Raw genomic sequence first — 14,302 nt, forward strand, 5'->3', positions numbered from 1 at the left:
AAAGCAACCGTATACGGAATTATACTTCCGTGGGTATTGCTCAGAACCACGATTCCAATCTGTTCCTCTGGCAAAAAGGCAACTTGCGATGCAAAGCCATCAATAGCCCCACCATGATGAATCATGGCATGTCCACGATAAGGCTCAATCATCCAACCCAGACCATATGTACTCACAGGCAGTTCTTGGCTTATGAACGGCGAATCACTGGGCATCTGAGGACTATGCATAATCTTCATCTGTTCCTTCGATATCAATGACGTTCCTTCCCATTGACCTTGATGCAATTGGAATTGAAGCCATGCAATCATATCGACTAGATTGCTGTTAATGGAACCAGCAGGTCCTATGGCATCAATGGCTCGAAAAGGTATTCTCGTATTCTGACCATCCTTCTCCATATAAGGGTAAGCATAGTCAGGCTGAAGTTGCATTTTTTCAACAGAGAACAGACTTGAGTTCATACCCAGCGGATTAAATAGGGTCTTCTGAACCATCTGCTCCCACGAAGTTTCATTGAGCTGTCCAACCAGATAACCTGCCGTCATGTACATTAGGTTCTGATACTGCCATTTGTTTCGGAAATCCTGATTTGGCTCCAGATACTGTATGTACGAACAAGTTCTTCTCTTGTACGTGGGGAGTTGTACCATACCAACTCATGCCTTGGAAGACCCGAACGATGACACAGCATGTCGCGAATAGTTATACGTTCTGTTGCGATCGGATCGAACATCTGAAAATCTTTCATATACGACTTCACTGGGGTATCCCAGTCGAGTATCCCCTGATCCACAAGCAGAGCAGCGGTTGCTGCGGTAAAGGCTTTGGTACTTGAACCGATGGCAAACAACGTATTAGGGGTAACTTCAAGTTTGGACTCCAGGTCACGATAACCGTAGCCTTTTTGCCAGAAGACTTCATCCTTATGGATCACAGCCACCGCTGTGCCGACACCATTCCATAATTGAAGCTGCTCGTTGATGAATTCATCCAGTCCTTCCAGTGATGTGCGAAGCTTTGTTTTCGTCATACCTTTTCCCTCCCAATATTCAACAAAACGAATAATATCCTACAATTCACTATGCCTTTTCTGGATAAAGTTAACATCCTCCCCGAGACTGATTTTGCATAGCAATGCCGTATTAACGGACTTCACCGATTGCTTGTCAAACTAGTCCGCATATATCGAACAAGTCCCTCATAACATGTACTAATCAAGTAGGGGTTCTGCTGCAAGCACAATCCTGAAGTGAAAACATGTGCTAAAGGGGATGATGTCATGCGCCGAATATCATGGATGCTTGCCATGGTATTGGTCTTATCGGCCTTACTTGCCGCCTGCGGGAAGAAGGATGCGGCAGCTGTGGTCAAAGATCTGAACGAAGTCGTTGGAGAGATGGAAAGTTACCAGGGGGCAGGCGTGATGACGCTGCATACCGGAGATGCGCCGCAGCAGTACAAGGTCGAGGTATGGCATCAGAAGCCTTCCTATTATCGTATTGCGTTAACCAATGCCAAAAAGGATGTAACACAGATTGTACTGCGTAACGATGAAGGCGTGTTTGTTTTGACACCGAGCCAGAACAAAAGCTTCCGGTTTCAGAGCAATTGGCCAGATAACCAAGGACAGGTATACCTCTATGAAACATTGATTCGGAGCATTACGGGAGATACAACCCGTCAGTTTGCGGATGAGAAGGAGAGCTATGTTTTTGATGTAGCTGCCAATTATAATACACATGCACTCGTCAGACAGAAGATCTGGCTGAACAAAAGCGATTATGCACCTAAACAGGTGGAAGTATCCGACTCCAATGCCAATGTTGTGGTCGATGTGAAATTTGACTCCTTCAAATTCGGGACTGAATTTGAGAAAGATGCCTTTGACATGCAACGTAACATGTCAGCAGCTACAGAAGAAGGTGGCAAAACAGGAACGGACTCCGGTGTGACTCCTGTGGAGCAAACCGGTAATGAGGGTGGTAAAGAACCTGCCAATCCTCAGACTGCGCCTGAACCTGACGGAGCTGTCACTGATGGACAGACGGGTGTAGGTGGGGACACAGAGCAGCAAGGTACAGAAGGTGCTGCAACAGGTCAGGAAGGCGAAGAGCCAACCCTTGCAGAACCGGAAGGCTCAGACAGTTTCGGCGTAATTCAGCCGACCTATGCGCCGGAAGGCGTGCAGCTCAAGGATGATCAGATTCTGGAAGAGGCGGGAGACTATTCGGTTATGCTTCGTTATGAAGGAATATATAATTACACCATATTCGAAGCCAGACCGCAGGATCGAGCTGTGTCGCTTGCTCCATCCAGTGTAGTGGATCTTGGATTCACACTGGGGATGATCAGCGGAGATGCATTGAAGACACTGACATGGATGACAGATGGTATAGAATATCGGATCACCAGTGCAGACCTGCCTCAGAACGAAATGGTACGCATTGCAACTTCGATGCAGGAAGAGTCAGGCAAATGATTTTTGAACAAATGAACGAATAGTAGCATAAACATAAGGAATGCTAAGAAGCATCGGAGACCCGTTCTCCGGTGCTTTGCTTTGATGTAAGACAGGTATTCATCTGGCGCCGTTTTTCTTACTCGATACACCCAATAATGCAAAATGCGCTTCTACGCAGAGGGAACCGGGTAAATAATCGATATAAGCAGATTTTGCTGGGGTGGAAAAGTGGAATTTAGCCCTGCCAATCTCGCTTATTGGTCTTCTTCTGTGATCGCATTTGTTCCTCAAACGGCGCACCTTACATCTGTTTTTGAATGCGAAACTTCGGTTCATTTGACAGTCACATGCTGGAGCATTACGATGGAGTCTGACGTGAGCCGGATTAAGATGATTAGAGAAGGTGACTTAACGTGCAAGGACAATATCGGCCGACCCAAGCGGACATCAATTTGGATCATTTGTGTACTAACGTAGAAGCTTTCCGCGAGGCATTGCCTCAGGGCATGAAATTCCTCGCCTGTGTGAAGGCCAATGCCTATGGACATGGAGCGGTGGAGACGGCTAGAGAACTGGAACGAGTGGGTGTGGATTACTTAAGTGTGGCTTTTCTTGACGAAGCTCTGGAACTGCGACAACATGGGATTACGATTCCAATCCTGGTACTGGGTTATACGCCGCCTGAAGGGATCGCTGTTGCATGGCAACATGATGTGACCGTCACACTGTTCAGCAGGGAAGTGCTTGACGCCATTCGACATCTGGATGCGAGCACATTCGCTAACCAACTGAAGGTTCATATTAAAATCGACAGCGGCATGGGCCGATTAGGTCTGTTGCCTGGCGATGAGGCATTGGCTTTCATTCAGGAAGTAGCTTCGCTCAATCAGGTGATGCTGGAAGGCATGTTTACCCATTTTGCCAGAGCAGATGAAGAAGACAAAACCTATACACTGGAGCAGTATAGACGGTTCCAAAGCGTGGTTCATGCGCTCAGGGATCAGGGATGTTCCATCCCGATTATACATACGGCGAACAGCGCCGCTGCCATTGATACACCGGAATTGTCCTATGACATGGTACGTGTGGGAATAAGCCTGTACGGACTGTATCCTTCGGCTGAGGTGAATCATCAGGTGGTGAAGCTGTCCCCGGTATTGACGCTGAAGACAAAAGCGGTTCTGGTCAAAACACTGCCACCCCATTGGGGGATCAGTTACGGAACCCGTTATTTTACGCAAGGGTACGAACGAATAGCGACCCTGCCGCTCGGATATGCAGACGGATTCTCCAGAATGCTGACAGGTAAAGCACAAGTGCTTGTACGCGGCCGCCGCGTCCCTGTCGTCGGTACGATCTGCATGGATCAGTGTATGGTGTCGTTACAATCTTTCGCGGAAGAGGCGGAAGAAATTCAAGTCGGCGAAGAGGTTGTCCTCATCGGTCATCAGTCTGGTGGCGTAATAACCGCAGACGAGGTGGCATCCCAGCTCGGTACGATTGCTTATGAAGTGATCTGCATGATGGCGCACCGCATTCCGCGGGTATATACCCGCGGGGGAGCAGTAGTCGCCAAAATTAATCCACTTTTGACATCCTGACAGGTAAACTGGACGTCATTCCCAATAAACTTTTTTTCAGAACAGAAGGAAAACTGTCGGAGCATCTCGAATTATGTATGACGGTAAGGATTTAATTCCTGAATTGAGATGTTTGGTCTGTACGAATATTGTTCCCCGTGTTTATAATGGAGTACAGCATACTTGATATACTCGGGGCATATATATTCCTTTGTATAAAAGTTCTGGAAAAACGTAATACTGGTTCACAATGGCGAAAGGTTTGTGGGGGTGGAAGAAAGGTGGCCAACTTGCAGAACACCAAGCGGATCATGATCAGTTTACCTGATTATCTTTTGCAGGAAGTGGATGGCATCGTAGCGCTGGAGAATTCCAACCGCAGCGAATTGATTAGGCAGGCTATGAAGCTGTATTTAACGGAGCGTAAGAAACGTTACATCCGTGAAACGATGCAGCGAGGGTACATGGAGATGGCAAAAATTAATCTGACCATGGCATCCGAAGCCTTTCATGCGGAGGAAGATGCGGACAGCACTCTGGACCGCTTAGTTAGCGGGGTGTAGACATTGATCGTAAAACGTGGTGACGTTTTTTTTGCGGATCTTTCTCCCGTTGTCGGTTCCGAGCAAGGTGGAGTCAGGCCGGTTCTGGTGATCCAGAATGATATCGGCAACCGGTTCAGTCCAACTTGTATTGTGGCGGCAATCACCGCCCAAATCCAGAAGGCAAAGCTGCCAACGCATGTTGAAATTGATGCGGCGGCACACGGCTTTGACCGGGACTCGGTTATTTTGCTCGAACAAATACGGACGATTGATAAACAGAGGCTGACTGACAAGATTACCCATCTGGACGAGGAGACCATGAAATTGGTCAACGAAGCCTTACAGATCAGCCTTGGTTTAATCGATTTTTAAGGCAGCAACCAGCGTCTTGTACGCTGCCCTGCCGTTCGTTGGCAATGGATGTTCCTGTAAGGGAACACACTGAATTCAGACTGTAACCAAAAGAGCGTATGACAACCTTCGGGCTGTTATGCGCTCTTTTGATTAAAGCTTGATGAAAGCGTAGAACATTGGCGATCTTTTCGTTATAATGAAACCTGAGAAACCGTTTACCCGAAAGACCTATATATATAGAGGTGGAGGAGACATATGAGCATTTACATCAATCAGGAGAAACTTCAATTTCATTTACAGACCCGTGAGGCCAGTTACGTATTTCAGGTACTGCCTTCAGGATATTTGGTGCATTTGTATTATGGCAAAAAATTACGTGACACCGATCTGAGCTGGTTGCATGTTCGTACAGAACGAGCATCTTTCAGTCCGAACCCGGTACCAGAGGATCGTACAATCTCGTTCGATACGTTGCCAGTAGAATTACCAGTGTATGGCACGAGTGATTTCCGTAATCCTGCAATCCAATTGGAACTTGAGAATGGCTCAACGGTTTCGGAGTTTACGTATACAGGCCATCGATTGGTCAAAGGAAAGACAGCGCTTACTGGATTGCCAGCAACGTATGTTGAATCCGATGACGAAGCAGAGACACTGGTTATTGAGTTGGAAGACCGCGTCGCTGGTATCAAAATCGAGCTTTCTTATACAGCCTTTACGGCATTTAATGCGATTACACGCTCCATGCGTATCGTTAATGAGAGCGCTACCTCAGTGAATGTGGTGCGTGCGCTCAGTTCTTCTGTTGATTTGCCGCATGCGGATTATGAATTGTTGCAATTGTCAGGTGCATGGACACGGGAACGTGATATCGTTCGCAGACCGCTTGCGTCAGGCCTGCAAGGGATTGAGAGCCGTCGCGGTTCAAGCAGTCACCAGCAGAATCCATTTATTGCGCTGATGACACCAGGCACGGATGAAGACCAAGGTGAAGTTTACGGATTCAGTCTCGTTTATAGTGGCAGCTTCACCGCACAGGCTGAAGTGGATCAGTTCCACACCACCCGTGTATCGCTCGGGATCAACCCGTTTGAGTTCAGCTGGAAGTTGGAGCCACAGGAAGCGTTCCAGACACCTGAAACAGTTATGGTATACTCGGATGCAGGTTTGGACGGCATGTCACAGTCCTACCACGAATTGTATCGGGAGCGTCTTGCGCGTGGTAAGTTCCGTAATGCGGAACGTCCGGTTCTGGTCAATAATTGGGAAGCAACCTACTTTGGATTCAATGCAGATAAGATTGAACAGATCGCTCGTGCTGGACAGAAGCTGGGTATTGAGCTGTTTGTTTTGGATGATGGCTGGTTTGGACACCGGGACAGTGACAACTCCTCGCTGGGCGACTGGATTGTAGATAAGAACAAATTGCCACAGGGACTGGATGATCTGGCTAACCGGGTAACAGGTCTGGACATGCAGTTCGGATTGTGGTTTGAGCCTGAGATGATCTCACCAGACAGTGAGCTGTACCGTGCGCACCCAGACTGGTGTCTGCATGTGCCTGATCGTCGCCGGACAGAAGGACGTCAACAATTGGTACTCGATTTCTCTCGTCAGGATGTACGTGATGAGATTGTGCGCATGTTAACAGACGTACTTGGTTCTGCACCAATTACTTATGTGAAATGGGATATGAACCGGAATATGACGGAAGTGGGTTCCGCGTTGCTTCCGGCAGATAGACAGCGTGAGACCGCGCATCGTTACATGTTGGGATTGTATGACGTCATGGAACGAATCACTTCGGCGTTCCCGAATATTCTGTTCGAGAGTTGTTCAGGTGGTGGTGGCCGCTTCGATCCAGGTATGCTGTATTACATGCCACAGACGTGGACAAGTGATAACACGGATGCTATATCCCGTCTGCGGATTCAGTACGGTACCAGTCTTGTGTACCCGGTGAGTTCCATGGGATCGCATATCTCAGCTGTACCAAATCATCAGGTGAACCGGATCACTTCGCTTGAGATTCGGGGACATGTTGCGATGTCGGGCAACTTCGGTTACGAGCTGGACCTGACGAAATTCACTGAGAAAGAGAACGAGATCGTGAAAGCACAGGTAGAGCTGTACAAGGAGATCCGTGGAACAGTTCAATATGGAACATTCCGTCGCTTGCTCAGTCCGTTTGAAGGCAATGAGACAGCGTGGATGTTTATTGCACCGGACGGAAGCGAAGCCGTTGTATTCTACTTCCGCGTGCTCTCTGAGCCTAATGCGCCACTTCAGCGCCTGAAGCTGAAAGGATTGGACCCGAATGCGGATTATCGTCTGAAAGGCGGATCGGAGACCTTTACCGGCGATGCCTTGATGTATGGCGGTATTTCGGTAGGCAGTGCATCAGGAGACTATCTGAGCGAACTGTTCCGGTTTGAACGCGTCTAGATAAGTGAACTACATTTTATTTACACGGATACTACAATGACAGAACAACCTTCCAATCGCTGTTATCCCCAGATTTTTCGATTCCCTTTTCTCAAAGGGAAAATCCGGAGATAGCGTATGCTTCCGATGTAGCTTTCTTTCAGAAAGCTTTTAGGCGAACACTTCGCTTTTTCAGGTTTTTTCTGTCCTCTCTGTCATCGTGTAAATGAGCAGTTTCACTTATTAGATTGCTATTGTATTTAAAGTTTTGAATAAGGAAAGACCGAGGAGCGTCGTATTGACGTTTTTCGGTCTTTTTTTGACGTATTGGGGAAGGCTGGAGGATGACATCATTCTGTCAGAACTTGTATGCTTGCGGATTGATGGAAATCTGGACGTGATTCTGTGATAATATAGGGTAGAGTGGAAGAAACAAATGGTTCAACTATACTGTAATTACAGCAGCAAAGCTGCCCTGAAATGATTGTAACGAACGATTCAGGAAGGAAAGAGGGATTTATTTTGTCTGAACAGGAAACGGTTCTGGAACCCAATGAAGAAACAATAAAGGCAGAACGCCATGAACGAATCATCAAACAGGTAGCCAAGGAACTGTCACTGTCCTTGAAGCAGGTCCGCACAACGTCGGAGCTTCTGGACGAAGGCAATACGATTCCATTTATCGCCCGCTACCGTAAAGAAATGACTGGAGAGCTGGATGAGAACCAGCTGCGATCGATTGAAGAACGCATTGTTTATCTGCGCAATCTTGAGGATCGCAAATTGGAAGTCATCCGTATTATAGAGGAACAGGGCAAGCTGACCGGAGAGCTGAAGAACTCCATTACCCAAGCTGTGAAGCTGCAGGAAGTGGAAGACTTGTATCGTCCGTTCCGTCAGAAGCGGAAAACGCGTGCCAGCGTGGCCAAGGAAAAAGGTCTTGAACCCCTTGCTGTATGGATCTGGGGTCAACCGAAACAAGGCGATGCACTCCAGGAAGCTGCGAAATATATTAATGCTGAACTGGGTGTAGAAGATGCGGAGTCGGCGCTTCAGGGAGCCAAAGACATTCTCGCGGAGAATATCGCAGACGATGCTGCCATTCGTGCCTGGATTCGTCGGTACACCTTGGATCACGGCATGCTGACTTCGGAAGCGAAGGATGCTCAAGAGGAGTCCGTGTACGAGAATTATTATGATTACCGCGAATTAGCCAAAAAGATGCCTCCACACCGTATTCTCGCGATTAATCGCGGTGAACGTGAGAGTATTCTGAAAGTCGGCCTGGACGTACAGGCAGAACCGGCCCATCGCCATATGGAAGGACAGATCATTCGTGGTGCTTCTGCCGTGCAGGATATCCTGCGTGATGTGATTGAAGATGCATACAAGCGGCTTATTGCGCCTTCCATCGAGCGTGAAGTTCGTGGAGAACTCACGGAAAAAGGTGAGAATCAAGCAATTTCAGTATTCTCAGCCAATCTTCGCAACCTGTTGCTTCAGCCGCCGATTCATGGCAAACGTGTGCTTGGTGTCGATCCTGCCTATCGTACTGGTTGTAAACTGGCTGTGGTCGACGATACGGGCAAGCTGCTGGAAGTGGCTGTTACCTATCCAACGCCACCACACAACAAGAAACGTGAAGCAGCCGAGGTTTTCCATCGGATGATTAAGCAATATGACATCGGATTGATTGTCATCGGTAATGGTACCGGGTCCCGTGAAACAGAACAGTTTGTTGCCGAGATTATTCAGGAGAACGGGGACGAAAGTCTCGTGTATCTGATCGTCAATGAAGCTGGGGCGAGTGTGTATTCTGCATCCAAGTTGGCCCAGGAAGAGTTCCCGGATCTGGATGTTGCGGAGCGCAGTGCTGCTTCCATTGCACGCCGGGTACAAGACCCGCTTGCGGAGTTGGTTAAGATTGATCCAAAAGCCATTGGTGTGGGTCAATATCAGCATGATGTATCCCAGAAGATTCTGGAAGAAAGCCTGAAGGCTGTCGTGGAATCCGCAGTTAACCATGTGGGTGTGGACGTGAATACGGCATCACCTTCGTTGCTGTCATATGTTGCCGGAGTTAACGCTACGATTGCCAAAAACATTGTGAAGTACCGCGAAGAAAATGGCCGGTTTACGAACCGCCGTCAGCTTCAGAAGGTGCCACGTCTGGGTGCCAAAACCTATGAGCAGTGCGTAGGATTTATGCGTATTGGTGAGGGCGAGAATCCATTGGATCGTACACCTATTCACCCTGAGTCTTACAAGGTTGTGGATCAGTTGTTCAAGGAGCTTCAGGTTGCACTGGACAAGCTGGGCAGTAAGGAACTGTCGGTATTACTGTCAGAGCAACAGCCAGAGCAATTGGCTGTGAAACTGGACGTAGGTGTGCCTACATTGCGTGACATTCTGGACAGCTTGCAGCGTCCGGGTCGTGACCCGCGTGAAGAAATGCCGTTGCCAATCTTCCGTACAGATGTATTGAAAATTGAGGATCTGGTAGAAGGCATGGAGCTGCAAGGTACGGTTCGGAACGTAATTGATTTTGGTTCCTTTGTGGATATTGGAATTAAGAGTGATGGGCTTGTCCATATTTCACAGCTCAGCAACGGATATGTTAAACACCCGATGGATGTTGTATCTGTCGGGGATAATGTAACGGTCTGGGTTATGAATGTGGATACCAAAAAAGGCCGTGTCGGCCTTACGATGAAGAAGCCTGCTTCTGCGCAACAGTCTTCTTAAGTAATAGGATTGGAGAACAGCCTTCCCTGACCAGGAAGGCTGTTTGTTGTCGACAGTAATAGTCCCGTTGTTCGTTCTAATTCCTCTAGTAAGTACGGTGGGCAATATGTGCATTTTCTTAAAGTGCGTGTTCAAAAGGCCATCCTTCGTAATCCAATGCAGACTTTTATGAACAACCTCTTAAAGTTCGTTCTCCGCGCTGCGTGGTGTGCCATTTGCTGGTTTGTTACGATAAAAGAACCAGCATTCGTTCAGCAACTTGATTTGCCGGCTGTCCTTTTTGTGAAATGCACGCATCAGTTGATTGCAAAGCCATTGAGGCAAGGGTATCTCCTCCTCTTGCATAATTCATCTGTACGTTAGCATATGTGGCAATAGCCTGGACTGTGCGGGATAAGTGGAGGCCCTCCGGCAAATCAATCTTTTTCACTCAAAAAAACACAAATCCCAATTCAGGGAGATGTGCTTTTCGTTCTCATCATTATAAAATGATACCTGCGGTGAATTAGAGAGCTTCCATCTCTTCTTCATACCATTGTTCCAATTGGGCCTGAAGAGCCCGGATTTCGGTAAGCAGAGAAATTAAAGGATAATGGCTTTCACGTAGTGCTGCAAAAGATTCTTCAAGCGCATTGATATAATCAAGGCCGCCGATGATAGTAAGATTTTCGTTTAGGAGATCGAGGCTGTCACATTCGGCGATCGCCCAAGGCAGGACAGGGACATCTGCTGCAGTGAGTTTATCAATTTCCTTGTGCAGGCGCAGATTGAGCGCACTGAGTTGATAGGCGTAATCTGCCGGCATTTCCACGAACTGCAATTGTTGTTCCTGCTGCAGGATGACATAGCGCATTGTAGGCATAACGAGTAATAATCTCCCCTCATACATTCTACTTGACAGTGTAGCCTACGAAACGGTTAAAATTCAAGTATTATGCCGGAAAAACAAATGCTCCGAGGGGGTGCAAGGAGAGATACCGATGAAAAATGAGGAATTGCAACAATGGATTGAACAGGTATCACTGGATCATTTCGGAGTACCGTTCACCCATGAAGCGTTGTTTAACAGTCGCCTGACCACGACGGGTGGGCGTTATATGCTCAAAAGTCACCGGATTGAGATCAATCCGCATCAACTCGAAGCCTATGGGCGAGATGAGGTTGAGAAAATCATCAAACATGAGCTGTGTCACTATCATCTGCATATTCGTGGGCGCGGCTATCAGCATCGTGACCCGGAATTCAAGGCTTTATTGCAGAAGGTAGGCGGCTCGCGTTACTGCCAATCACTTCCTGACGGTAAAGGCAGAAAGCCGCTGCCCTATCGTTATAAGCTGGTGTGCAAGAGCTGTGGTACGGAATATTTGCGGAAGCGGAAAATAGATCCGAAGCGTTACCGTTGTGGTCGTTGCGCGGGAAAACTGGGCCTTCAAAATATCTGATGTGTGTATCATTTAATGTATTAAAGAAAGTGATGGAAGGGATGTTGACTTGGATTATTAATCATGATAAATTAATCTTATTCAAGTTAATTTTCCCTGATAGCTCAGTTGGTAGAGCACTCGACTGTTAATCGAGTTGTCACAGGTTCGAGCCCTGTTCGGGGAGCCATTTCTTGGAGAGATACCCAAGTGGCTATAAGGGGACCCTCTGCTAAGGGGTTAGACTGCGTAAGCGGTGCGAGGGTTCGAATCCCTCTCTCTCCGTTCTGAATTAAACTTCTCTGCAAAGGGATGAGAACCCTAAAGGTTCGTTGGAGCATAAGCTTCGTTAGCAATACTTCGCAGTCTCGAACGAAGTGAGAGTATCCCTCTCTCTCCGTTCTGATTCACCAAAAAAATCCTCTTCACATTAGACCGGTTAACGGTCAGTGTGAAGGGGATTTTTTGCGTTTATTCATCTTTGCGTATCCCTTGTATACGCTTCTGCTTAAAGTGAAATGCTCAACACCTCGTATAAACCTTTCTTGCCTGCTTCCGTCACTTCGACAGAGCGACTTCCTGTTTTTTGACGAATCCAGTCCAGTTCCGATAATCGATGTCTGAGTTGTTCCCCAAGCATACCTGAGAGATGATGACGGCGTTCGCTCCAATCCAGACATCTGCGAGCGATGGCCCGGCGTGATCCTGGCTGCATCTGAAGTTTAATTCCAAACGTAGTGAACCACTGTATTCCTTTCTCTGTAACTTGGTAATCCTTGCTATGTGCCTCTTCGGGCTCTGAAAGATAACCCTTCTGTACTAAGGCTTCACAGAGCGAGATTCCCAATTTTCCGGCCAGATGACCATAACAGGTCCGTGCATAACTCAGTTGTTGAAGCTGGTCGGATTGTTTGAGAGAGCGGATCTGAACAGGCGGGGCAATACTGGCCATCGTTTCAATCAGATTAGCAATTTCTTTGTTTGCAAGACGGTAGTATCGATGGCGTCCTTGTTGTTCAACTTCAAGTAATCCTCCCTCTACGAGTTTAGCTAGATGGCTGCTTGCCGTCTGGGGAGTGACACTTGCCATATGAGCAAGCTCACCTGCGGGCAACGCACGGCCATCCAGTAAGGATGACAGAAAAATAGCGCGGCTTGGATCAGCGATTAACGACGCAATAACAGTAATATTCGGATATACATTCATACTTCGATCATATCTGAACTATTACTGTATTACAATCCAGTTGTATCGTCCCATATGGGTCAGATTGAGCTTATAAATCATTGGAATTGGAACAGGAGAGGTACAGGATGAAAAAGATAACGAAACAGGACTTTGCTACAGGGCAGTTGTCCGAGAGTCCAGCAGTGATTCAACATGAAACGATTAATCCCAGTATTTTATATTATGGTACGCCTGTATTGCTGCTAAGCACATTAAATGAGGATGGGTCAACCAACCTGTCACCATTATCTTCGTCTTGGGCGCTTGGAGACTGTCTGGTTCTCGGTCTAGGTACTCAAGGCAAAGCCTATGAAAATCTGAGTCGACATCCGGAGTGTGTGATTAATTTACCAGATGCGACCATGTGGAGACAGGTTGAGGCATTGGGTCGTTATACGGGAGTTAACCCGGTTCCTGAGGAGAAAAGGCAGATGGGCTATGAATATTGTCATGATAAATTCACTGTAGCTGGACTGACATCCGAATGCTCGGTTCAGGTGGCACCAGATAAAATAGTTGAATGTCCGCTCCAGGTTGAAGCGGCTGTACAACACATACGTATTCCCGAACATACACCGTTCATGGCGATTGTTGAAGTGAAAGCGTTGAAGGTGCACGCGCACACACGCCTGATATCTGGACCGAACAAGATTAATCCAGAGGAATGGCATCCGCTGATATATAATTTCAGACATTATTACGGATTGGGAGAGAGACAAGGGGAAAATTTCCGGGCAGAGAATTGACCTGGACGGAAGTTCTTTATTAGTCATGTAAAGATTGGGTAATAGTAAAGATAGACTAATGTAAGCATATACATAATGAAAGAGGTGATGTGCATGGAAGTGGAATATTTGATGCGTGTACTCATAGCTGGAATATGTGGTGTGCTAATCGGATATGAGCGCAAGAATCGAATGAAAGAGGCGGGAATTCGTACTCATTTTGTGGTCGCTGTCGGTGCTGCCCTGATGATGATTGTGTCCAAATACGGATTCCAGGATCAGGCTGGTTGGGACAATCTGTCTCTTGATCCTTCAAGGATCGCTGCACAAGTCGTTAGTGGTGTGGGGTTCATTGGAGCGGGCATGATCTTCACACAGCGTCACACGGTCAGGGGATTGACCACAGCGGCTGGCATATGGGCTACGGCAGGCATGGGACTTGCTGTGGGTTCAGGTCTGTATTGGACGGGTGCAGGCGTGACACTGCTTATTGTCGTGGCACAGATGTTACTGCATAGACCCACACGTTGGCTGGTATCCGCCCGAACAGAGACGTTAACCATCCATCTGCAAAATGAGGGAGAGGCCCTGAAGACTGTTTTGGCACTGCTGGGACAGGAGAAGATCTCGGTCATCGGATTTAAGACTGAACAGCAAACAAGCACAGACTCCGTGGAAGAGACTGTACTTGAGTTCACGTTGCAACTGCCGGGTTCATACCGGGGCGAGCAACTGATTATTTTGTTACAGGACGTGCCTCACGTTCGATCTGCGGAGTTAAAATGAAGCGAACCTGCATGGCTCAACAGACGACCA

The 14,302-nt window shown here is 47.6% G+C and carries 12 protein-coding genes, 2 tRNA genes and 1 pseudogene; 11 read left to right on the forward strand and 4 right to left on the reverse strand.

Translation table 11 applies throughout. The annotated features are described in order from the left end of the window. Positions 1 to 83 precede the first annotated feature (83 nt). Positions 84 to 1,033 (reverse strand): annotated as a pseudogene (locus QNO02_RS30275) (serine hydrolase domain-containing protein); the annotation flags it as partial. Positions 1,034 to 1,282: 249 nt separating this feature from the next. On the opposite strand from QNO02_RS30275, the gene QNO02_RS06780 reads away from it, so the two are divergent. The 6 genes from QNO02_RS06780 (at position 1,283) to QNO02_RS06805 (ending at position 10,112) form a co-directional block, all read left to right on the forward strand. Then, entirely contained in the window at positions 1,283 to 2,482 is a 1,200-nt protein-coding gene (locus QNO02_RS06780) for an outer membrane lipoprotein-sorting protein (RefSeq protein ID WP_289391522.1), read from the forward strand. Positions 2,483 to 2,877: 395 nt separating this feature from the next. After that, a complete protein-coding gene (gene alr / locus QNO02_RS06785; protein ID WP_091033662.1) occupies positions 2,878 to 4,065 on the forward strand; it encodes an alanine racemase in 1,188 nt (395 codons plus the stop codon). A 260-nt stretch (positions 4,066 to 4,325) separates the two neighbouring features. Continuing rightward, positions 4,326 to 4,607, forward strand: a complete 282-nt coding sequence (locus QNO02_RS06790; protein WP_017690037.1) for a CopG family ribbon-helix-helix protein — start codon at positions 4,326 to 4,328, stop codon at positions 4,605 to 4,607. Positions 4,608 to 4,610: 3 nt separating this feature from the next. Continuing rightward, positions 4,611 to 4,961 (forward strand): type II toxin-antitoxin system PemK/MazF family toxin, encoded by a 351-nt coding sequence (locus QNO02_RS06795; RefSeq protein WP_024630714.1) that lies wholly within the window; start codon positions 4,611 to 4,613, stop codon positions 4,959 to 4,961. Positions 4,962 to 5,198: 237 nt separating this feature from the next. Then, the gene (locus QNO02_RS06800; protein ID WP_289391523.1) at positions 5,199 to 7,388 is read left to right on the forward strand and encodes an alpha-galactosidase; all 2,190 of its coding nucleotides are present in this window, start codon (positions 5,199 to 5,201) and stop codon (positions 7,386 to 7,388) included. Positions 7,389 to 7,889: 501 nt separating this feature from the next. After that, a complete protein-coding gene (locus tag QNO02_RS06805) occupies positions 7,890 to 10,112 on the forward strand; it encodes a Tex family protein (protein ID WP_289391524.1) in 2,223 nt (740 codons plus the stop codon). Between the two features lie 180 nt (positions 10,113 to 10,292). On the opposite strand, the gene cmpA is transcribed toward QNO02_RS06805, so the two are convergent. Together cmpA and QNO02_RS06815 are read right to left on the reverse strand one after the other, a co-directional pair. Further along, entirely contained in the window at positions 10,293 to 10,436 is a 144-nt protein-coding gene (gene cmpA / locus QNO02_RS06810) for a cortex morphogenetic protein CmpA (protein WP_017690033.1), read from the reverse strand. A 181-nt stretch (positions 10,437 to 10,617) separates the two neighbouring features. Continuing rightward, the gene (locus QNO02_RS06815) at positions 10,618 to 10,974 is read right to left on the reverse strand and encodes a hypothetical protein (protein ID WP_017690032.1); all 357 of its coding nucleotides are present in this window, start codon (positions 10,972 to 10,974) and stop codon (positions 10,618 to 10,620) included. 118 nt (positions 10,975 to 11,092) lie between these two features. Between QNO02_RS06815 and QNO02_RS06820 the strand changes: the two genes are divergently transcribed. From QNO02_RS06820 to QNO02_RS06830, 3 genes are all read left to right on the forward strand, one after another. Then, positions 11,093 to 11,554: a SprT family protein gene (locus tag QNO02_RS06820; RefSeq protein WP_289391525.1), complete on the forward strand. Its 462-nt coding sequence runs from the start codon at positions 11,093 to 11,095 to the stop codon at positions 11,552 to 11,554. Positions 11,555 to 11,647: 93 nt separating this feature from the next. Then, positions 11,648 to 11,723 (forward strand) — tRNA-Asn (locus tag QNO02_RS06825). A gap of 6 nt (positions 11,724 to 11,729) precedes the next feature. Then, a tRNA-Ser gene (locus QNO02_RS06830) sits at positions 11,730 to 11,818 on the forward strand. A 223-nt stretch (positions 11,819 to 12,041) separates the two neighbouring features. Here QNO02_RS06830 and QNO02_RS06835 read toward each other — a convergent pair. Continuing rightward, the gene (locus tag QNO02_RS06835) at positions 12,042 to 12,740 is read right to left on the reverse strand and encodes an ArsR/SmtB family transcription factor (protein WP_289391526.1); all 699 of its coding nucleotides are present in this window, start codon (positions 12,738 to 12,740) and stop codon (positions 12,042 to 12,044) included. Positions 12,741 to 12,847: 107 nt separating this feature from the next. Between QNO02_RS06835 and QNO02_RS06840 the strand changes: the two genes are divergently transcribed. After that, positions 12,848 to 13,507, forward strand: a complete 660-nt coding sequence (locus tag QNO02_RS06840) for a flavin reductase family protein (protein WP_289391527.1) — start codon at positions 12,848 to 12,850, stop codon at positions 13,505 to 13,507. A gap of 93 nt (positions 13,508 to 13,600) precedes the next feature. Further along, positions 13,601 to 14,272 (forward strand): MgtC/SapB family protein, encoded by a 672-nt coding sequence (locus QNO02_RS06845; protein ID WP_017690026.1) that lies wholly within the window; start codon positions 13,601 to 13,603, stop codon positions 14,270 to 14,272. Positions 14,273 to 14,302: the final 30 nt, after the last annotated feature.

Origin of the sequence: Paenibacillus sp. PK1-4R (genome assembly GCF_030369595.1) — a bacterium.
In the GTDB taxonomy this organism is placed as follows: domain Bacteria; phylum Bacillota; class Bacilli; order Paenibacillales; family Paenibacillaceae; genus Paenibacillus.